18 protein-coding genes and 1 other RNA gene are annotated in these 19388 nt (G+C 66.7%); 1 reads left to right on the plus strand and 18 read right to left on the minus strand.

Annotated elements, in window-relative coordinates:
• Positions 1–71 precede the first annotated feature (71 nt).
• The 18 genes from ftsA to rsmI all read right to left on the minus strand — a co-directional run bounded on the left by ftsA (position 72) and on the right by rsmI (position 18960).
• Entirely contained in the window at positions 72–1301 is a 1230-nt protein-coding gene (gene ftsA / locus B447_RS02925; protein WP_002926930.1) for a cell division protein FtsA, read from the minus strand.
• Positions 1298–2161, minus strand: a complete 864-nt coding sequence (locus B447_RS02930) for a cell division protein FtsQ/DivIB (RefSeq protein WP_002926932.1) — start codon at positions 2159–2161, stop codon at positions 1298–1300. Before B447_RS02930 ends, ftsA begins: the two co-directional genes overlap by 4 nt.
• Positions 2154–3068 (minus strand): D-alanine--D-alanine ligase, encoded by a 915-nt coding sequence (locus tag B447_RS02935; RefSeq protein WP_002926935.1) that lies wholly within the window; start codon positions 3066–3068, stop codon positions 2154–2156. The genes B447_RS02930 and B447_RS02935 overlap by 8 nt, the downstream gene beginning before the upstream one ends.
• Positions 3065–4480, minus strand: coding sequence for a UDP-N-acetylmuramate--L-alanine ligase (murC, locus tag B447_RS02940; protein ID WP_002926938.1), 1416 nt, complete (start codon positions 4478–4480; stop codon positions 3065–3067). Before murC ends, B447_RS02935 begins: the two co-directional genes overlap by 4 nt.
• A complete protein-coding gene (murG, locus tag B447_RS02945) occupies positions 4477–5562 on the minus strand; it encodes an undecaprenyldiphospho-muramoylpentapeptide beta-N-acetylglucosaminyltransferase (protein WP_002926943.1) in 1086 nt (361 codons plus the stop codon). Before murG ends, murC begins: the two co-directional genes overlap by 4 nt.
• Complete coding sequence (ftsW, locus tag B447_RS02950) at positions 5559–6788, minus strand: putative lipid II flippase FtsW (RefSeq protein ID WP_002926945.1); 1230 nt, start codon at positions 6786–6788, stop codon at positions 5559–5561. Before ftsW ends, murG begins: the two co-directional genes overlap by 4 nt.
• A complete protein-coding gene (gene murD, locus B447_RS02955; RefSeq protein ID WP_002936308.1) occupies positions 6785–8194 on the minus strand; it encodes a UDP-N-acetylmuramoyl-L-alanine--D-glutamate ligase in 1410 nt (469 codons plus the stop codon). Before murD ends, ftsW begins: the two co-directional genes overlap by 4 nt.
• Positions 8191–9279 carry a phospho-N-acetylmuramoyl-pentapeptide-transferase gene (gene mraY, locus B447_RS02960; RefSeq protein ID WP_002936310.1) on the minus strand — a complete coding sequence of 363 codons (1089 nt, stop codon included), beginning with the start codon at positions 9277–9279 and terminating at the stop codon, positions 8191–8193. Before mraY ends, murD begins: the two co-directional genes overlap by 4 nt.
• A gap of 1 nt (position 9280) precedes the next feature.
• Positions 9281–10708, minus strand: a complete 1428-nt coding sequence (locus tag B447_RS02965) for a UDP-N-acetylmuramoyl-tripeptide--D-alanyl-D-alanine ligase (RefSeq protein WP_002926951.1) — start codon at positions 10706–10708, stop codon at positions 9281–9283.
• Complete coding sequence (locus B447_RS02970) at positions 10705–12210, minus strand: UDP-N-acetylmuramoyl-L-alanyl-D-glutamate--2,6-diaminopimelate ligase (protein ID WP_002926952.1); 1506 nt, start codon at positions 12208–12210, stop codon at positions 10705–10707. Before B447_RS02970 ends, B447_RS02965 begins: the two co-directional genes overlap by 4 nt.
• Positions 12207–13976: a peptidoglycan D,D-transpeptidase FtsI family protein gene (locus B447_RS02975; protein ID WP_002936311.1), complete on the minus strand. Its 1770-nt coding sequence runs from the start codon at positions 13974–13976 to the stop codon at positions 12207–12209. The genes B447_RS02970 and B447_RS02975 overlap by 4 nt, the downstream gene beginning before the upstream one ends.
• Complete coding sequence (gene ftsL, locus B447_RS02980) at positions 13973–14239, minus strand: cell division protein FtsL (protein ID WP_002926955.1); 267 nt, start codon at positions 14237–14239, stop codon at positions 13973–13975. Before ftsL ends, B447_RS02975 begins: the two co-directional genes overlap by 4 nt.
• The gene (rsmH, locus tag B447_RS02985; protein ID WP_002926957.1) at positions 14236–15171 is read right to left on the minus strand and encodes a 16S rRNA (cytosine(1402)-N(4))-methyltransferase RsmH; all 936 of its coding nucleotides are present in this window, start codon (positions 15169–15171) and stop codon (positions 14236–14238) included. The genes ftsL and rsmH overlap by 4 nt, the downstream gene beginning before the upstream one ends.
• A complete protein-coding gene (gene mraZ / locus B447_RS02990) occupies positions 15168–15611 on the minus strand; it encodes a division/cell wall cluster transcriptional repressor MraZ (RefSeq protein ID WP_002926958.1) in 444 nt (147 codons plus the stop codon). Before mraZ ends, rsmH begins: the two co-directional genes overlap by 4 nt.
• A gap of 435 nt (positions 15612–16046) precedes the next feature.
• Positions 16047–16476, minus strand: an RNA gene (gene rnpB / locus B447_RS21965) — RNase P RNA component class A.
• A gap of 25 nt (positions 16477–16501) precedes the next feature.
• On the minus strand, positions 16502–16936 hold the full coding sequence (locus B447_RS03000) for a hypothetical protein (protein WP_002936312.1): 435 nt from the start codon (positions 16934–16936) through the stop codon (positions 16502–16504).
• Between the two features lie 2 nt (positions 16937–16938).
• A complete protein-coding gene (gene pyrC, locus B447_RS03005; protein WP_002926962.1) occupies positions 16939–17982 on the minus strand; it encodes a dihydroorotase in 1044 nt (347 codons plus the stop codon).
• A 96-nt stretch (positions 17983–18078) separates the two neighbouring features.
• Positions 18079–18960: a 16S rRNA (cytidine(1402)-2'-O)-methyltransferase gene (gene rsmI / locus B447_RS03010; protein ID WP_232431472.1), complete on the minus strand. Its 882-nt coding sequence runs from the start codon at positions 18958–18960 to the stop codon at positions 18079–18081.
• On the opposite strand from rsmI, the gene B447_RS03015 reads away from it, so the two are divergent.
• A complete protein-coding gene (locus tag B447_RS03015; protein WP_002936314.1) occupies positions 18959–19369 on the plus strand; it encodes a YraN family protein in 411 nt (136 codons plus the stop codon). The two genes, rsmI and B447_RS03015, sit on opposite strands and share 2 nt — an antisense overlap.
• The last annotated feature ends 19 nt before the right edge of the window (positions 19370–19388 follow it).

Here is a 19388-nt window from a genome sequence, read left to right on the forward strand (position 1 = left end):
CCGCAGTCTACTACTAAATAGGTGCTGGTTAACCGGCCTTCATCCAAAATGACTGGACCCCGATGGTCCGGTCAGAAATTTCGTTCGAACCACGACTTCATGCGCCCGAAGAACTGCTTCACACTGCGGGTGTCGCGCGCCTGAAGCCCCCGCCGGCGCTGGGCGGCACCTTCCATGACCAGACCCATGGCCGTCGAGTAGCGTGGCTGGCAGACCACATCCGCCAGGCCGCCGTCGTACTGCGGCGAACCGACCCTTGCCGGCATGTGGAAAACCTCTTCGGCGAGCTCGACCATGCCACGCATGACCGCCGAGCCACCGGTCAGCACGATGCCCGACGACAGCAACTCCTCGTAGCCGCTGCGGCGCAACTCCGCCTGCACGAGCTCGAACAGTTCGGACACGCGCGGCTCGATGACGTCGGCCAGCGCCTGGCGCGACAGTTTGCGCGGCGGGCGGTCGCCGACCCCGGGCACCTCGATCATTTCCTCGGCGTCGGCGAGCTGGTGCATGGCGACGCCGTGGCGCATCTTGATCTCTTCCGCCTCTGAGGTCGGGGTGCGCAAGGCCATCGCGATGTCGTTGGTGATCTGGTCGCCGGCGACCGGAATGACCGCAGTGTGGCGGATGGCCCCCTGGGTGAACACCGCGATATCGGTCGTGCCGCCGCCGATATCGACCATGCACACGCCAAGCTCCTTCTCGTCTTCGGTGAGCACGGCATGGCTCGAGGCGAGCGGCTGCAGGCTGAGGTCCATGACCTCGAGGCCGCAGCGACGCACGCACTTGATGACGTTCTGCGCCGCCGACACCGCACCGGTGACGATATGCACCTTGACCTCCAGGCGCACGCCGCTCATGCCGATCGGCTCGCGCACCCCACCCTGGCCATCGATGATGAACTCCTGGGTGAGGATGTGCAGGATCTGTTGCTCGGCCGGAATCGGCATCGCACGCGCGACCTCGATCACCCGGTCGACATCCATGGGCGAGACTTCCTTCTCCTTGATCGCGACCGTGCCGCTGGAGTTGAAGCTCTTGATGTGACTGCCTGCGATGCCGGTATAGACCTCGTGGATCTTGCAGTCGGCCATCACCTCGACCTCCTGCACGACGCGCGAGATGGCGTCGACCGTGGCCTCGATGTTGACCACGACGCCGCGCTTGAGGCCGCTGGTCGGCTGGGTGCCGAGTCCGATCACGTTGAGACGGCCGTCGGGCTTGACCTCGGCCACCATGCAGGTGACCTTGGCGGTGCCGATGTCGAGGCCGACGATCAGTTCCTTGTATTCCTTGCTCATTGCCTGCCTTTCCTGCCGCTGGGCGCCGCGGGCTGCAACAGCACCGAGGCGTCCGCCGGCGTCAGCGCGAACCCACCCGGATAGCGCAGATCCGCGACCTTGATTTCGATATCGATATCCTGCTGCACGCCAGGCCACACTGCGATGAAGCGCTGCAGGCGGTCGACGAGCGGTGCCTTGTCCTGTTCGCGGCCGAGCACGATGGTGAGGCCGCTGTCCAGATGAAGCTGCCACGCCTCGCGCGCCGACAACGCCAGCCCCACGAGGCGCACGCCGAGCGGCTGCAGCATCGCCGAAAACTCGGCGTGGCGCGCGAGCAGCCGGGTGGACGAACCCTGCGGGCCATCGAACTGCGGCATGTCTGCGTTGCTGGCAGCGACGAAGACCTCGCCCTGGCGGTTGACCAGGCGCGCATCGCCGCTCTCGGACACCGTCCAGTAGGCCACCGCTTCGTGCTCCTCGAGGCGCAGCTCGAGCGCATCGGGCCAGCGCCGGCGCACATCAGCCTTGCGCACCCAGGGCAGCTTCTCGAAGGTGGCACGCACCTCGTCCAGATTGACGGTGAAGAAGTTGCCCTGCACGGCGAGCCGCGCGGCGTATTCGAGCTGGGCTTCGGTCACCTGCGCCGGCGGCGTCACCACCACAAGCTCGCGCAAGGGGAACAATGGCCGCGACAGGAACCAGGCAACGAGCGCCCAGCCCAGCGCGACCGCAGCACCGAGCGTGATCAGGTCGGACACCAGGTTGAGCAGCGCAGGACGATGCCAAAGGCCACGCTCGACCGGCGCGCGCGCCCGCGCACCCGCAGCGGCCTGACGGCCAGAGCGGATCGACGCAGGGCGGGCGCGTACTTCAGCCAAGGCGAGCCCCTTCCAGAAGGGTGAGACACAGGGTGGTGAAGTCCATGCCCGCCACGCGTGCAGACATCGGCACCAGAGAGTGGCCGGTCATGCCCGGCGAGGTGTTCATCTCGAGCAGATAGGGGCGGCCGTCATCGGTGAGGATGAGATCGGCACGCCCCCAGCCGCGGCAGCCGAGAACGCGTGCGGACTTCATCACCATCGCCTGCAACTCGGACTCTTGCGCGGCGGGCAGGCCGCTCGGGCAGTCATAGCGGGTGTCGTCGGTGAAGTACTTGTGCTGATAGTCATAGTTGCCGTCGGGGGCGACGATGCGCACCAGCGGCAAGGCCTGGTCCTCGAGGAAGGGGGCGGTGAGCTCGGCGCCGGCGATGAACTCCTCGGCGATCACCATGCGGTCGAAGCGCGCGGCCAGCTCCCAGGCCGCGCGCAACTGTCCGGCTTCCACGACCTTGGTTGCCCCCATGCTCGAGCCTTCGTGCACCGGCTTGACGAAGATCGGCAGGCCCAGCTCGGCCACCACCGCCTCCCAGTCGGTGTCCGCCTCGAGAATGGCGTAACGTGGCGTGGGCAGGCCAGCAGACAGCCACACCATCTTGGTGCGCCACTTGTCCATCGACAGCGCGGAGGCCATCACGCCGCTGCCGGTGTAGGGGATGCCCATCAGCTCGAGGGCGCCCTGCACCGTGCCGTCTTCGCCGCCACGACCATGCAGGGCGATGAAGACGCGGTCGAAGCCCTCTTCCTTGAGGATATGGAGGTCGCGCTCGGCAGGATCGAAGCCGTGGGCGTCCACGCCGGCCTGCTGCAACGCGGCAAGCACCGCCCGCCCCGACATCAGGGAGACTTCACGCTCGGCCGAAGAGCCGCCGAACAAAACCGCAACCTTGCCGAATGCCGTACTCACGAAACGTCCTCGATGCGGGCGAGCTTGCCCGGCACGCCGCCGATGCTGCCCGCGCCCATGGTGATCACCACGTCGCCATCGCGCGCGGCGGAAAGAACCATCCTCGGCATGTCGCCGATGTCCTCCACGAACACCGGCTCAACCTTGCCGGCAACCCTGATCGCACGCGCAAGCGCACGCCCGTCGGCAGCCACGATCGGCGATTCGCCCGCGGCATAGACCTCGGCAAGCAACAGACCATCGACCGTCGACAACACCTTGACGAAGTCTTCGAAGCAGTCCCGGGTACGCGTAAAGCGGTGCGGCTGGAAAGCCAATACCAGGCGGCGGCCGGGGAAGGCGCCACGGGCCGCGGCAATGGTCGCCGCCATCTCCACCGGGTGGTGGCCATAGTCGTCGATCAGGGTGAAGCTGCCGGCCTCGTCACCGTCGGCGTCGAGCAGCGCGACCTCGCCGTAGCGCTGGAAGCGGCGGCCAACGCCGTTGAACTCGGCAAGCGCCTTGACGATGGCAGCGTCGGGCACCTGCACTTCAGTCGCCACCGCGATCGCAGCCAGCGCATTGAGCACGTTGTGCATGCCGGGCAGATTGAGCTCGATCGACAGCCGTGTCGTCGTGCCGTTGACCCGCACGCAGTCGAACAGCATGCGACCACCGTCGGCGCGCACGTTCTCGGCGCGGATGTTGGCGCTCTCCGACAAGCCGTAGCGCACGATCTGCTTGGACACGCGCGGGATGATCTCGCGCACGTTGGGGTCGTCCTCGCAGAGCACGGCCACACCATAGAAGGGCAGGCGCTGGAGGAAATCGACGAAGGCTTGCTTGACGCGGCCGAAATCGTGACCGTAGGTCTCCATGTGGTCGGCATCGATGTTGGTGACGACCGAGATGACCGGGTTGAGCAGCAGGAAGGAGGCGTCCGACTCGTCGGCCTCGGCAACCAGGTAGTCGCCGCTGCCGAGGCGGGCATTGGCACCCGCGGCATTGAGGCGGCCGCCGATGACGAAGGTCGGATCGATGCCGCCCTCGGCGAGGATACTGGCGACCAGCGAGGTGGTGGTGGTCTTGCCGTGGGTGCCGGCGATGGCGATGCCATGCTTGAAGCGCATCAGCTCGGCAAGCATCTGCGCGCGCGGCACGACCGGAACGTGGCGCTCGCGCGCGGCGACTACCTCGGGGTTGTCGGCCTTGACGGCTGTCGACACCACCACCACGTCGGCGCCGGCGACATTGGCAGCGTCGTGCCCTCGCACCACACTGGCGCCCATCTTCTGCAGCCGGCGGGTCGCAGCGTTGTCACCCAGGTCCGAACCGCTGACGTTGAAGCCCTGGTTGACCAGTACCTCGGCGATGCCGCTCATGCCGGCGCCGCCGATGCCGACGAAATGAATGTTCCTGACCTTGTGCTTCATGCGTTTACTCCAGCGGCGGTTTTCGAGCTGGCGAGCGCAGCGCAGACTGCGGCCACTTCATCCGCCGCCTGTGGCCGTGCAAGCGCACGCGCGCACTCGGCCATTGCCTGCAAGCGGGAGCGATCGAGGCTCGACAGGATGCCCGCCAGACGCTCGGGGGTGAGCTCGGCCTGCGGCAGCAGATAAGCGGCGCCGTGCTCGGCAAGGAAGCGCGCATTGCCGGTCTGGTGGTCATCCACCGCATGCGGGTAAGGCACGAGCAGGCTGGCAACGCCGACCGCTGCCAGCTCGGCAACGGTGAGCGCGCCGGCCCGACAGATGACGAGGTCGGCGTCGGCGTAGGCCGCCGCCATGTCGTCGATGAAGGGACGCAACTCGCCTTCGAGCTGCAGGGTGGCGTAGGTCTGGCGCAGCCCGTCAATCTGCTTCTCGCCGGCCTGGTGCAGCACCTGCGGACGCTGCTCGGGCGGAAGGCGCAGCAGGGCCTGTGGCAGAGCCTCGTTGAGCGCGGCAGCGCCCAGGCTGCCGCCGACCACGAGCAGGCGCAACGGCCCGCTGCGGCCGCCATAACGCTCGGCGGGCGGCGCTACTGCAGCAATGTCGGCACGCACAGGGTTGCCCAGCCAACGCGCCTTGGGCAGCACATCGGGGAAGCCGCTCAGCACCCGGTCGGCCACGCGCGCGAGCACGCGGTTGGCAAGGCCGGCCACCGAGTTCTGCTCGTGCAGCACCAGCGGGCGGCCAAGCAGGGCCGCCATCATGCCGCCAGGGAAGGTGATGTAGCCGCCCATGCCAAGCACCACGTCGGGGCGGCTGCGGCGCAGCGCGCGCAGCGCCTGCCAGAACCCGGACAGCAGGTTCAGTGGCAGCAACAGCTTGCGCACCAGGCCCTTGCCGCGCAGCGCACCGAAGCGCACCCACGCCGTATCGTAGCCGCGCTGCGGCACGATACGCGCCTCCATGCCGTCCGGGTTACCCATCCACACGATGCGCCAGCCCCGTGCGCGCAGCACTTCGGCCACCGCGATGCCAGGGAAGATGTGGCCGCCGGTGCCACCGGCCATGACCATCAGGGTCTTCATGGCGTCGCCCCCCGCTTGAGCTGACGCACCTCCCAGTCGATTCGCAGCAGGATGCCGAGCGCAATGCAGTTGGCGACGATGCCCGAGCCACCGAAGCTCATCAGCGGCAGGGTCAGCCCCTTGGTCGGCAGCAGCCCCATGTTGACGCCCATGTTGATGAAGGACTGCACACCGATCCACAGGCCAATGCCCTGCGCAACCAGGCCGGAAAAGTAGCGCTCAAGCCTGATCGCCTCGCGGCCAATCAGGAAGGCGCGCTGCACGATGATCGCGAACAGCACCACCACGGTGAGCACGCCGACGAAGCCGAGCTCCTCGGCAATCACCGCGAGCAGGAAGTCGGTGTGCGCCTCGGGCAGGTAGAACAGCTTCTCCACGCTACCGCCAAGGCCCACGCCGAACCACTCGCCGCGGCCGAAGGCGATCAGCGAATGCGAGAGCTGGTAGCCCTTGCCGAAGGCGTCCTGCCAGGGGTCCATGAAGCCGAAGATGCGGTCGCGACGGTAGGGCGAGGTCCAGATCAGGATGACGAAGCCGATCAGCGCCAGCACCGCGAGCAGGCCGAACACGCGCACGTTGAGGCCGCCCAGGAAGAGCACGCCGAAAGCGATGGTGGTGATGACCACGAAGGCGCCGAAGTCGGGCTCGCGCAGTAGCAGGAAGCCGACGAACAGGATCACCACCAGCATGGGCAGGAAGCCCTTGATGAAGCTGCCCATGACGTCGAGCTTGCGCACGGTGTAGTCGGCCGCGTAGAGCGCGGCAAAGATCTTCATCAGTTCGGAAGGCTGCAGGTTCACCGGCCCGAGCGACAGCCAGCGCTGGGCCCCGTTGACCTCCCGGCCCACGCCCGGGATCAGCACCACGATCAGCAGCACCACGCCGGCGACGAAGAGCGCCGGCGCCAGTTGCTGCCAGCGCGCCATCGGCAGCTGGAAGGACACCAGCCCCAGGCCAATGCCGATGGCCAGGAAGACGGCATGGCGCATCAGGAAGTAATGCGACTGGTAGCCGGTGAAACGGCTGCCCTCGGCGAACGCGATCGAGGCCGAGTACACCATGACCAGACCGAGCAGCAGCAGCGCGACTGCAGACCAGATCAGCAACAGGTCGAGCTCGCGCGCCGGCGCCCCGCCTTTGGCGAGCCGTTGCACGGCGCGCTGGGCCGGATCGGGCTTCTGCTCGGCTGGGTGCAACAGGCCACCGAAGACATTGGCCAGCTTCATCGCGGCGTCACCTCCGCAAGGCGGTGTACCGCGGCCACAAAAACCTCGGCACGGTGCGCATAGTTGCGGAACATGTCCAGACTGGCGCAGGCCGGCGACAACAGCACGGCGTCGCCAGGCTGCGCCAGCCTGTCCGCACGCTGCACTGCAGCGTCGAGATCGGCGGCATGCTCGAGCACCACGCCGCAACCCGCCACTGCCTGTTCGATGCGGCGCGCATCACGGCCGATCAGCAGCACGGCGCGCGCCTTGCGCGCCAGTGCGGGCGCCAGCGGGGCAAAATCCTGGCCCTTGCCGTCGCCACCGGCAATCAGCACGACCGGGCAATCCATGCCCTCGAGCGCGGCAACGGTCGCACCCACGTTGGTGCCCTTGGAATCATCGTAGTAGCGCACACCGTCGGCGCGCTCGGCAACCAGCTCTACGCGATGCGGCAGGCCGCGGAAGGCGATCAGGCCACCGATCAGACGTTGCGGCTCGATCCCCAGCCCGGCCTCGCACAAGGCGAGCGCGGCAAGCGCGTTGGCGGCATTGTGGCGGCCGGCCAGCGGCAGGTCGGCAAGTGCGATCAGACGCTGCGGTCCACGCATCAGCCAGGGCCGGCCATCGATATCGGCAATACCGTAGTCGCCATCGCCCTGCGGTGCCGAGGCACCAAAACGGATCGCCCTGCGCCCGGTCAGGGCCATCGCGCGCACGCGTTCATCATCGCGGTTGAGCACCTGCACGCCATCGCCCTGAAAGATTGCGGCCTTGGTCGCGGCATAGGCCTCGAGGTCGGCATAGCGGTCAAGATGGTCGTCGGTGACGTTGAGCACAGTCGCCGCCTGCGGATTGAGCGCGTGCATGGTCTCGATCTGGAAGCTCGAGAGCTCCAGCACCCAGCAGGCGGGCAGGCTTGCACCCACCTCCAGCCGCTCCATCAGGACGTCGAGCGCAGCTGGGCTGATGTTGCCCGCCGCCACGGCATCAATGCCCACCGACCTCGCGAGCGCGGCGGCCAGTGCGGTGGTCGTGGTCTTGCCATTGGTGCCGGTGATGGCGAGGATGCGGGTCTGCTCGCGCACGTCAAGCTCGTCAAGCGCCTGCGCCAGCAGATCCATCTCGCCGGTGATCGGCAGGCCGCGCCGGTACGCTTCGGCGGCGAGACCGACGCGCGGATCCAGCCCCGGACTGAGCGCGACCAGCTCGATGCCGTCGAGCACTGCAGGATCGGCCGCCGCGCGGTCACCGCTGCGGATATCGGCCAGCGGCGCATCCTCGCGCAGCGCGTCCAGCCCCGGCGGCGCCGAGCGGCTGTCGACCACGCGCAGGTGCGCGCCACGCAGGGCGCACCAGCGTGCCATCGCCAGGCCCGATTCACCCAGGCCGATCACCAGCACACGTTTTCCGGTCAGGGCGCTCATCTCAGCTTCAGGGTGGACAGGCCGAACAGCACCAGCATGATGGTGATGATCCAGAACCGCACGACGACCTGGGTCTCCTTCCAGCCGCCGAGCTCGAAGTGATGGTGCAACGGCGCCATGCGAAAGATGCGCTTGCCGCCGGTGGCCTTGAAGTAGAACACCTGCAGCATCACCGACAGGGTCTCGGCGACGAACAGGCCGCCCATGATGAAGAGCACGATTTCCTGACGCACGATGACGGCGATGGTGCCGAGCGCGGCACCGAGCGCCAGCGCACCGACGTCGCCCATGAAGACCTCGGCCGGGTAGGCGTTGAACCACAGGAAGCCAAGACCGGCGCCGCAGATTGCACCGCAGAACACGGCCAGCTCGCCGGCACCGGCGATATAGGGCACACCCAGGTAATTGGAGAAGCCGACGTGGCCGGCGACGTAGGCGAAGATTGCGAGGGCACCGGCCACCATCACTGTAGGCATGATCGCCAGGCCATCCAGGCCGTCGGTAAGGTTCACCGCATGGCTGGTGCCGTTGATGACGAAATAGGTCAGCGCGATGAAACCGACGATACCCAGCGGATAGGCGACGGCCTTGAAGAACGGCACGATGAGCTCGGTCTCGGCCGGCGTCGTCGCGGTAAGCCCCAGATAGACCGCGGCGGCAAATGCAATCAGCGATGTCCACAGGTACTTCCACCGGCTGGCCAGGCCCTTGGGGTCGCGGTGGACGACCTTGCGCCAGTCATCCACCCAACCCACCGCGCCGAATCCGAGCGTAACGAGCAGGGTCACCCACATGTAGTCGTTCTTGAGGTCGCCCCAGAGCAGGATGGTGATGCCGATCGAGATCAGGATCAGCGCACCACCCATGGTCGGCGTTCCCGCCTTGGTGAGGTGCGAGCGTGGGCCGTCGTCGCGTACGGCCTGGCCGATCTTCTTCGCCGCGAGCCAGCGGATCACTCCCGGGCCGGCAACGAGCGAGATGGCGAGCGCGGTGAGCGCGGCCAGCACGGTACGCAGCGTGATATAGCCGAAGACGTTGAAGCCACGAATGTCCTGGCCGAGCCAGAGTGCAAGTTCCAACAGCATGTCAGGAGCCGGTTTCCTTTGAAGGGGCGGAATTGTGCATTGCGGCAAGCGCGTCCGCCACCCTTTCCATACGCATGAACCGCGAGCCTTTCACCAGCACTACCGAGTCCGCATCCAGCCGCGCCACGAGCGCTCTCACGAGCGCTTCGGGCGAGCCGAAGTGATGGCCGCCATCGCCGAAGTTGCGCACCGCCACGGCGCTCATGTCGCCGAGCGCGAACAGGCCATCGATACCCTTGCTCTTCGCGTAGCCACCGATCTCGTCATGAACCTGTGCGCTGCTGTCGCCCACCTCGCCCATGTCGCCGAGTACCAGCCAGGTGTGGCCGGGGGTCGCGGCGAGCACGTCGATCCCCGCCCGCACCGAATCGGGATTGGCGTTGTAGGAGTCGTCGAGGATCAGCGCCCCCTTCGGCCCCGGGCGACGCTGCAGGCGCCCCTTGGTGCCGGAGAACCCACCCAGCCCCTCGACCACCGCCTCGAGCGCCACACCCGCAGCGAGGCAGGCAGCCGCCGCGCATACGGCGTTGCGTGCGTTGTGCAGACCCGGCACCTGCAGGGCGAACTCGACCTGCCCCTGCGGGGTGTCGAGCTCGAGCCGCGAGCCGAGGCCGCGCAGGGTACACCGGCCGCGCACGTCGGCCGCCTGGTCGACACCGAATGTCACAATCGCACGATCGGCATTGAGACCACGCCAATAATCGGCATGCGCGTCGTCGGCATTGATGATCGCGGTACCGGCGGCCCCCAGACCTTGGTAGATGCAACCCTTCTCGCGTGCCACCTCGTCGACCGAGCCCATGCCCTCCAGATGCGCACGCTGGGCGTTGTTGACAATGGCCACCGTGGGCAGCGCGAGGCCGCTCAGGTAGGCAATCTCGCCGGGCTTGTTCATGCCCATCTCGACCACGGCTGCACGGTGGTAGTCACGCAGCTCGAGCAGCGTCAGGGGCAAACCGATGTCATTGTTCAGGTTACCGCGGTTGGCGAGCACCACCTCCTCGCCGAATCCCTCCCGCTGCGCCTGGGCGCGCAGGATTGCGGCACACATCTCCTTCACCGTGGTCTTGCCGTTGCTGCCGGTGACGCCGATGAGAGGCAGCGCAAAGCGCGCACGCCAGGCGGCTGCCAGCGTACCCAGCGCGTACCGCGTGTCGTCCACGACGATCAGCGGCAAGGTCTCCCCAGCCGAGCCCGCCGCCTCGTGCGCCGCGGCCCAGCGGGCATCGACCATCGCAGCAACTGCACCGGCAGCCCCCGCCAAAGTCACGAAATCGTGGCCATCGAAGTGCTCACCGCGCAACGCGACAAAAAGCTGGCCTGGAACGACGGCGCGACTATCGGTGCCGACACGTTCGAAACGGGCCGCGCCAACGACACGGGCACCATGTACGGAAAGCGCGCGCAGCGCATCATGCAGGGTCATCATCGAGCAACTCCGCGCGCATGCCACCCCTGCAGGGCCAGGCGCGCCTGTTCAAGATCCGAGAATGGAATACGCTCACCGAGCACCTCCTGGTAGGGCTCGTGGCCCTTGCCAGCGATGAGGACAACGTCGTCAACTCCAGCCTCGGCGATCGCACGCGCGATCGCCTGCGCGCGATCCACGATGCGCTCGGCGCCCGGTCCGGCCCCCTCGGCAACAGCATCCATGATGCGTACCGGATCCTCGGAGCGCGGATTGTCACTGGTAACGACGACCCGGTCGGCAAGAGCGCGGGCCACCTCGCCCATCATCGGCCGCTTGCCCGGATCGCGGTCACCACCGCAACCGAACACGCACACCAGACGCCCCTTGCGGGTGTGCACCGTGGTGCGCAAGGCCTCGAGCACCTTGGCGAGGGCATCGGGAGAGTGAGCGTAGTCGATGACCACAAGCGGCTCGCACACACCGCCCACCAGCTGCATGCGCCCGGACGGCGGCGTCAGCCGTGACAGGACGGGGGGCAGCGCCTCGAAATCGATCCCCCGGGCGAGCAAGGCCGCAGCCACGGCAACCAGGTTCGAGACGTTGAACGGGGCGACCATGCGCACATTGACGTCGGCGCTGCGCCCTTCCCAGGCGAGGTTGAAGCGCAACCCCGCCGGCGCCGCCTGCAGACGATCGGCAAGCAGGACGCGCACGCCTGGCACCGCCTCCGTGTTCGCCGGATAGAGCGTGCACGCAATCACATCCCTGCCCTCGGCGACCAGGCGGCGCGCGAGCGCAAGTCCGAAGCTGTCGTCGATGTTGACGATGGCGGTGCGAAGCTCCGGCCTTGAGAACAGGCGGGATTTGGCTTCGCCGTAGGCCTCCATGCTGCCGTGGTAGTCGAGATGGTCGCGGCTAAGATTGGTGAAGATTGCGACATCGAAGCGGGCGCCATTGACGCGCCCCTGGTCGAGGCCGATCGACGACACTTCCATGGCCGTCTCGGCCGCACCAGCGGCGGCGAAGCGGGCGAACCAGCGCTGCAGTTCGAGCGCATCGGGCGTGGTGTTGAGCCCTTCCTCGAGCTCACCGGGAAAGCCGCAGCCCAGGGTGCCGACGATGCCGCAACGACTGCCGAGCTCTTCGAAGGCGCGGGCAAGCATCTGGGTTACCGTCGTCTTGCCATTGGTGCCGGTCACTCCGCACAACCACAAACGCTCCGACGGCCGACCGTGGATCTCGTGCGCAAGGTGGCCCGCCATCTCGCGCAAGCCCTCGACAGCCAGCCCAGGCACAGTCAGGTCGCCCGGCCGGAAGCCGTCCGCCGACTCCCAGAGCAGTGCCGAAGCCCCATGCGCAACAGCATCGCCGAGATAACGACGACCGTCTGTGCGCACGCCGGGCCAGGCGGCAAACACGCACCCCGGTCCGGCCTTGCGCGAATCGGCGCTGATGTCCCGAGCCTCGACGCCAAGCGCGCGCAGGCGTTCGAGCACAGCGAGAGCCTTGTCTGCGCTCACATGTTCTCCCGCGGATCTGCGCCACGCGTTGCCGCCTCCTCGGCACCACGCCGGGCAAGCTGCAGCGGTGTCAATGGAATATCGGGCGCCACGCCGAGGGTGCGCAGCGCCCCCTCGGTGACGCGCGAGAACAGCGGTGCGGCTACTGCACCGCCAAAATACTGGCCGGCCGTCGGCTCATCGACCATCACGGCAACCACGACGCGCGGATTGGAAGCGGGTGCAAAACCCACGAAGGACGAGATGTACTTCTTCGCGTAGCGTCCGTTCTCGAGCTTGTGGGCAGTCCCGGTCTTGCCGGCCACGGTGTAGCCCGCGACCTGGGCACGCGGTGCAGTGCCACCCGGGCCCGCAGCATGCTCGAGCATGGTTCGCATCTCACGCGCCGTACTTGCGGAGAACACGCGACGCCCCGAGCTGGGCTGACCATCGACGCGCGTGAGCGACAGGGGTACGAGTTCGCCGTCGCGGGCGAAGACAAGATAGGCACGCGCCATCTGGATCAAGCTTACCGAGATGCCATGACCATAGGACATGGTGGCCTGCTCGATCGGGCGCCAGCTCTTGGCAGGCCGCAGGCGGCCGGAAGCCTCCCCTGGAAAGCCGAGGTTGAGCGCCGTACCGAAGCCGAGCTGATCAAACAGATGCCACATCTCGTCGGCGCTGAACTGCTGCGCCAGCTTGACCGTGCCGATGTTCGAGGACTTCTGGATGACTTCGGAGACGGTCATGACACCACGGCGCTTGACATCGGAGATGGTCGCAGTGCCAATGGTCATGCGCCCATTGCCGGTATCGATAAGGGTATCGGCCTTCGCCTTCCCGCGCTCGATCGCCAGCGCAGCGATGAAAGGCTTCATCACCGAACCGGGCTCGAAGGTGTCGGTAAACACACGATTGCGCAGTTGCGCGCCACTCAGATTGGCGCGGTTGTTGGGGTTGAAGGTCGGCGCATTGGCAAGCGCCAGCACCTCGCCGGTACGCGCATCCAGAACGACGACAGCGCCAGCGAGCGCCTTGTGCTCGTGCATCGTGTCGCGCAGTGCAGCCCAGGCGTGATACTGGATCTTGCCGTCGATGGACAAGGCGACGTCCGCACCGTCGCGCGGCGGGCGGATGGCCTCGACATCCTCGACGATCTGGCCGCGGCGGTCCTTGATCACACGCCTCGCTCCGGACATGCCGGCAAGCTGCTTCTCGAAGGCGAGCTCAATGCCCTCCTGGCCCTTGTCCTCGACATTGGTGAAGCCGAGGATGTGGGACATCACCTCGCCGCCCGGGTAGTAACGGCGATACTCCTGCTGCTGATGGATGCCCGGCAGGCGCAACTCGGCAACCTGCTTGGCCACCTCGGGTGGCAACTGGCGCTTGAGATAGACAAAGTCGCGACTGGCCGCGAGACGGCGATTGAGCTCGTTGGCATCCATCTCGAGCAGGCGGGCAAGCTCACGCGCCTGCGCCGGCTCCAGCTGAGCGTCGGACGGCAGCGCCCAGACCGATCGCACCGGCGTACTGATCGCGAGGATGTCGCCATGGCGGTCGGTGATACGACCGCGAGTGGCCGGCACCTCGAGCGTACGCGCATAGCGCGACTCGCCCTTGGCCTGCAGGAAGTCGTTGTTGATACCCTGCAGATAGAGCGCGCGCCCCGCCAGCGCCAGCGAGCAGCCCATCAACGCCAACATGACCACGCGTGGCCGCCATGCGGGCAGGTCGCGCTTGAGCAAGGGATTGTGATTGAAGGTCACGGGGCGAGGATTCTTCATGATTTCGGCTCCACCACCAGCATCTGACCCGGCGCCGGATGGCGCATGCCAAGCCGTTCGCGAGCCATGCGCTCGATCCGGCCATGTGTTGCCCAAGTACTCTGCTCGAGTTGCAACTGCCCCCACTCCACCGCAAGCGCCTGAGCCCGCGCCTGCTCACGCTCGTACTGGGTGTGAAGCTTGCGTGCCTGGTGCTGGGCAGCCACCACGCCAAGCGCACTCGCAACCACCAGGGCAACCAGAACGGCGTCGGCGCGGATCATGCGACCTCCCGCGCGCGTTCGGCCACGCGCATCACCGCACTGCGCGCACGCGGATTGACCGCAAGCTCGGCCTCGCCTGGCCGTACAGCCTTGCCCACCAACAGCAAGCGCGGCGGCGGCAGGTCGGCCGCACGCAGCGGCAAGCGGCGCGGCAGCACAGGCGGACGCGATTCGTCACGCATGAAGCGCTTGACGATGCGGTCCTCGAGCGAATGAAAGCTGATCACCACCAGCCTGCCGGCCGGCGCCAGCCGCGCCACGCAGGCCGGCAGCACGCGACTCAGCTCCTCGAGCTCCTGATTGATGAAAATCCGAAGAGCCTGGAAGGTGCGTGTCGCAGGGTGCTGCCCCGGCTCGCGCGTACGGACCGCTTTTTCCACGAGCGCGGCAAGTTGTCCAGTGGTTGCGACAGCCCCCCCTGCCCGAGCAGTTGCAATCGCCTTTGCAATCGCATGAGCAAACCGTTCTTCTCCATATTCCCTGATGACCTCCGTGATCTCGCCGACGGAGGCATCCGCCAGCCATTCCGCCACGGTCTGGCCGTGGCTGGTATCCATGCGCATGTCGAGCGGCGCATCGAAACGAAAACTCATACCGCGCGATGCGTCGTCAAGCTGGGGCGAGGACACCCCGATGTCGAGCAGGACGCCATCAACCGTCTCGACGCCCAGCTCTGCAAGCTGCTCATCGAGCGCACTGAAGGCGGAGTGCACGAGCGTCAGACGCGGATCCTTAAGGGCACGACCTGCCTCGATCGCCGCGGGGTCGCGATCGAAGGCGATCAGACGCCCGCGCTCGCCAAGGCGCGCGAGTATCGCCCGACTGTGTCCGCCACGACCGAAGGTGCCGTCGACATAGACGCCATCTGCACGGATCGCGAGCGCGTCGACTGCCTCGTCGAGCAGGACGCTTACATGGGCGGCGGCGTTCACAGTGCGAGGCTCTCGAAGCCGGCAGGCAGATCTGCGGTCGCCATCTCGAACATGGCCTGCTGCTGACGCTCCCAGCCTTCGTCGGACCAGAGCTCGAAATGCGAACCCTGGCCAACCAGCCAGACCTGCTTGTCGAGCTTGGCGAACTTGCGCAGCGAAGCGGCAACCAGCACGCGACCTGCGCTGTCGAGCGCTTCCTCCTGGGCGAAACCGACCAGGAGCCGCTTGAGCATCGCAGCCTTCGGATCGAGGCTGGGCTGGGCGAGCACCTGATCGCGAATCGGCACCCAGGCGGGCACGGGATAGACAAGCAGGCAGCCATGGGGGTGCGCAGTCAGCACGACCTGCCCGTCCTGGACGGCCAGGGCGTCACGATGCCGCGAGGGAATCGCGAGGCGACCCTTGGCATCGAGATTGAGCGCTGCGGCTCCCTGGAACATCGTCCCCCCTGACGGCACCGGAAAAGCATCGGAATGACACTTTTCCCCACTTTTTTCCACTTGATCCCACTTTAGTGGAAAGACCATACCCGGTCAAGGACGGTTCGCGCGAATACCGTTGTTACACAATGACTTATCGAATGCACACCAATCGTCGATAAATCCTGAAAAATCAAGGCCGCAATGCATTTCAGCTCAGGTTGAACACGAGCTGGACGAGAAACGCGGGCGATGTGGGAAAAAGTGGGGATGCAGGCACACCACGACCCGGCATCGGGGCCGCAGGGAGGAAATCTGGGAACCAAGAACTGCGGATTGCCGCACAGACCGCAAGGCGGCGACCCAAAGTGGGAAACGCGCGCGCAGCATGAGGGGAATCTGCAAGCTTGCCTTGGCGCGTCCGCCGAGCGGTGACGCACCAACAGCAAAATGGGGGGGGGAAGTTCGCCGATAAGCCGGGTTCTGTCGAACGGCAGCGGCCTAAGCCACCGCCATCGGGCAGTCATTCCTCTGGGAGCCGCGTTACCGCGACCCTCTAGCAGCCTACCCGGGAGCGACGCGAGCCACGCCAATGCTCCCCTATTTGGCCTTGCCCCGGATGGGGTTTGCCGTGCCAGTCCTGTTACCAGTCCTGCGGTGGGCTCTTACCCGCCGGCGCTTTCGCACCCGCCCGCGTCGTGCTTGCGCACGCCACGACACCGTTTCACCCTTACCTGATCACGCTTGCGCGAGCCATCGGCGGTCTGCTCTCTGTTGCACTTTCCGTCGCCTCACGGCGCCCGGCCGTTAGCCGGCATCCTGCTCTGCGGGGCCCGGACTTTCCTCCACGCACGACGAGGTGCGCAGCGACTGCCTGGCGAACTTCCTGTGCCGGATTATACGCGCTCGGCTCAATTCGCGCCGGACGCGCGCACGAACGCCGGCTTGCCATCCTTCAGGACAAAGGTGCCAAGGAGCTCACCGGGCGGCTGACCGCCCGGATTGTCCCAGTCCTGCACCACGCACTGCTCGGTACTGGCGAGATACCAGCGCCCACCCTGCTGCAGCGCCCAAAGTGCGTCGCCCGCTTCATAGACCTGCATTTCGACCAGGGTGGTACTGCTGGGATGGATGCGCACCCGCTTCTGGCACGCGGGCAGGCGCGAAACCACCACCGCCTGCCTGAGTTCGTCATGCCAGGGAAACTTCTGCTCGCGCACCAGGACGAGGGCATGCTGACTGCCGTCAATCATGAACGCGGTCGCAGTGTTCTCACAACCGGCAAGCGCCAGTGGCAAGGCTGCCACTGCCAGCACGCGCTTCAAGCCACACGATACCGCAGCCATGCTCAGGCGTCCTCCGTAACGAGCTTCCAGCCAACCTGCTCACCTGCACGCAGGGGGACGAGCGGATCGCTGCCAAGATAGGGGTAATTCACCGGAACCGTCCATGCTTCACGCACCAGGGTGATGGTGTCGGGGTTGGGTCGCAAGCCATAGAAGGCAGGGCCATTGAGGCTGGCGAAGGCCTCCAGCTTGTCGAGCGCGCCAGCAGCATCGAACACCTCGGCATACAACTCGATCCCCGCATGAGCCGTGTAGCAACCGGCACAGCCGCAGGCATTCTCCTTGGCACTCAGCGCATGCGGCGCCGAATCGGTGCCTAGGAAGAAGCGCGGATTGCCCGAGGTCACCGCCGCCACCAGCGCCTCACGATGCGACTCACGCTTGAGCACCGGCAGACAGTAATGATGCGGACGGATGCCACCCGCGAAAATCGCATTGCGATTGAGCAGCAGGTGATGGGCCGTCACCGTGGCAGCCACGTTGACGCCGGCCGCACGCACGAACTGCGCGGCCTCGGCCGTGGTGATGTGCTCGAACACCACCTTGAGCGCGGGGAACCTGCGCACCAGCGGCGACAGCGTGCGCTCGATGAACACGCGCTCGCGATCGAAGACGTCAACCTCATGCCCGGTGGCCTCTCCGTGCACACACAGGATCATGCCGAGCGCTTCCATGCGCTCGAGCACCGGGTAGACCTTGTCGATGGCGGTGACGCCAGCGTCGGAATTCGTGGTTGCCCCTGCCGGATAGAGCTTGCAGGCCACCACCCGACCGCTTGCCTGGGCCCGATCAATCTCGTCGGGCGACAGGTTGTCGGTCAGATACAAGCTCATCAGCGGCTCGAATCCGGTACCCGGCGCGGCGGCAACAATGCGCTCGCGATAGGCGAGCGCCTGTGCGGTGGTCGTTACCGGCGGCTTGAGGTTGGGCATGATCAGCGCACGGCCGAAGCGCGCAGCGGTATGCGGGACGACCGCGGAAAGCGCATCGCCGTCGCGAACGTGAAGGTGCCAGTCGTCCGGACGGACGAGGGTTATCGATTGCATGGAGTAGTCCTCATGACAGCCGCCGGATTATAGGCGCTTACGCCGGTCACTGGCGCGGCGCCAGCCGCGAGGATCTGAAGGCAGGCGCACCGGCGTCTACGGCGCATCACGCCCGCGCAGCTCCAGCGCACGCGCATACAAGGCCTTGCGCGGCGCACCGGTGATCTCCGCGGCCAGGCGTGCGGCAGTCTTGAGCGGGACCTCATCGAGCAGCAGTGCCAGCACACGCTCGATCTCGCCACCCAGGCCGTCGCGCGCCGGCGCACCGGCGACCACGAGCACGAACTCGCCGCGCAAGCGATTACTGTCGGCGGCAAGCCACGCAGCAGTATCGGCAAGCGACATGCGCACGATCTGTTCGTGCAGCTTGGTCATCTCGCGCGCAATGAGCACCTCGCGCTGCGCGCCGAACACCGCTTCCATGTCGGCCAGGCTCTCCGCAATGCGGTGCGGCGCCTCGTAGAAAACGAGGGCTTCGCCCGCGTCCACCAGCGCCTGCAGTGCCGCCTGTCGCGCACCCGGTCTGGCCGGCAGGAAACCGACGAAACGGAAGCCGGATTCGCCAAAGCCCGACACCGACAACGCCGCAACGGCGGCGCACGGCCCAGGCAGTGGGACGACCGGGTAGCCGGCGGCGCGCACCCGCGCCACCAGGCGCGCCCCGGGATCGGACACGGCCGGCGTGCCGGCGTCGGTGATGAGCGCGACCTGCTTGCCATCGGCGATGAGTTCGATGAGTTGTCCGGCCGCAGCCTGTTCATTGTGCTGATGCACCGCCAGCATGCGGCAGCGCAAGCCGAAGGCATCGAGCAAGCGCTGGCTGTGGCGCGTGTCCTCAGCAGCCACCACATCCACCGCGCCCAGCACGGCGAGCGCACGCAGCGTAATGTCATGCAGATTACCGAGCGGCGTAGCCACCACATACAATGACGGCGTACTTGAAAGCGGATGATCGGGGAGGCGGAAGGAAGCTGTCATGGAGAAGAACCGGAGCGCGCAGGCGCACAGTATCGACGGGCGCCGGACACCGGCGCAAGCGCGCGGCGCGGCCGCCGAGGCACTCGCATGCACCTACCTCGAGGCGCACGGGCTGCGCACCCTGGCGCGCAACGTGCGCTGCCGAGGCGGCGAGCTGGACCTCGTCTGCCTCGATCGCAACCATGTCGTGTTCGTCGAGGTACGCCTGCGCACCAATGGACGCTTTGGCGGCGCCGCGGAAAGCATCACACCTACCAAGCAGCGCCGCGTGCTGATCGCCGCCCAGTGGTGGCTCAACGGCGCCGGACGGCGCTTCCAGAACGCCCCCTGCCGTTTCGACGCAGTGCTTCTCGACGACCTCTCCGCCGATCGCATCACTTGGTTACCCGGCGCCTTCAATGCGACATGAGGGGCCGTGCTAGACTCTT

Source organism: Thauera sp. 27 (genome assembly GCF_000310125.2).
GTDB classification, from domain to species: Bacteria; Pseudomonadota; Gammaproteobacteria; order Burkholderiales; family Rhodocyclaceae; genus Thauera; species Thauera mechernichensis.

Excerpts from the sequence above, each read along its gene's own strand:
- ftsA (WP_002926930.1), bottom strand. The coding sequence starts at position 1,301 with ATGAGCAAGGAATACAAGGAACTGATCGTCGGCCTCGACATCGGCACC.
- murC (WP_002926938.1), bottom strand. The coding sequence starts at position 4,480 with ATGAAGCACAAGGTCAGGAACATTCATTTCGTCGGCATCGGCGGCGCC.
- murG (WP_002926943.1), bottom strand. The coding sequence starts at position 5,562 with ATGAAGACCCTGATGGTCATGGCCGGTGGCACCGGCGGCCACATCTTC.
- ftsW (WP_002926945.1), bottom strand. The coding sequence starts at position 6,788 with ATGAAGCTGGCCAATGTCTTCGGTGGCCTGTTGCACCCAGCCGAGCAG.
- murD (WP_002936308.1), bottom strand. The coding sequence starts at position 8,194 with ATGAGCGCCCTGACCGGAAAACGTGTGCTGGTGATCGGCCTGGGTGAA.
- mraY (WP_002936310.1), bottom strand. The coding sequence starts at position 9,279 with ATGCTGTTGGAACTTGCACTCTGGCTCGGCCAGGACATTCGTGGCTTC.
- B447_RS02965 (WP_002926951.1), bottom strand. The coding sequence starts at position 10,708 with ATGATGACCCTGCATGATGCGCTGCGCGCGCTTTCCGTACATGGTGCC.
- B447_RS02975 (WP_002936311.1), bottom strand. The coding sequence starts at position 13,976 with ATGAAGAATCCTCGCCCCGTGACCTTCAATCACAATCCCTTGCTCAAG.
- ftsL (WP_002926955.1), bottom strand. The coding sequence starts at position 14,239 with ATGATCCGCGCCGACGCCGTTCTGGTTGCCCTGGTGGTTGCGAGTGCG.
- mraZ (WP_002926958.1), bottom strand. The coding sequence starts at position 15,611 with ATGTTCCAGGGAGCCGCAGCGCTCAATCTCGATGCCAAGGGTCGCCTC.
- B447_RS03000 (WP_002936312.1), bottom strand. The coding sequence starts at position 16,936 with ATGGCTGCGGTATCGTGTGGCTTGAAGCGCGTGCTGGCAGTGGCAGCC.
- pyrC (WP_002926962.1), bottom strand. The coding sequence starts at position 17,982 with ATGCAATCGATAACCCTCGTCCGTCCGGACGACTGGCACCTTCACGTT.
- B447_RS03015 (WP_002936314.1), top strand. The coding sequence starts at position 18,959 with ATGGAGAAGAACCGGAGCGCGCAGGCGCACAGTATCGACGGGCGCCGG.
- rsmI (WP_232431472.1), bottom strand. The coding sequence starts at position 18,960 with ATGACAGCTTCCTTCCGCCTCCCCGATCATCCGCTTTCAAGTACGCCG.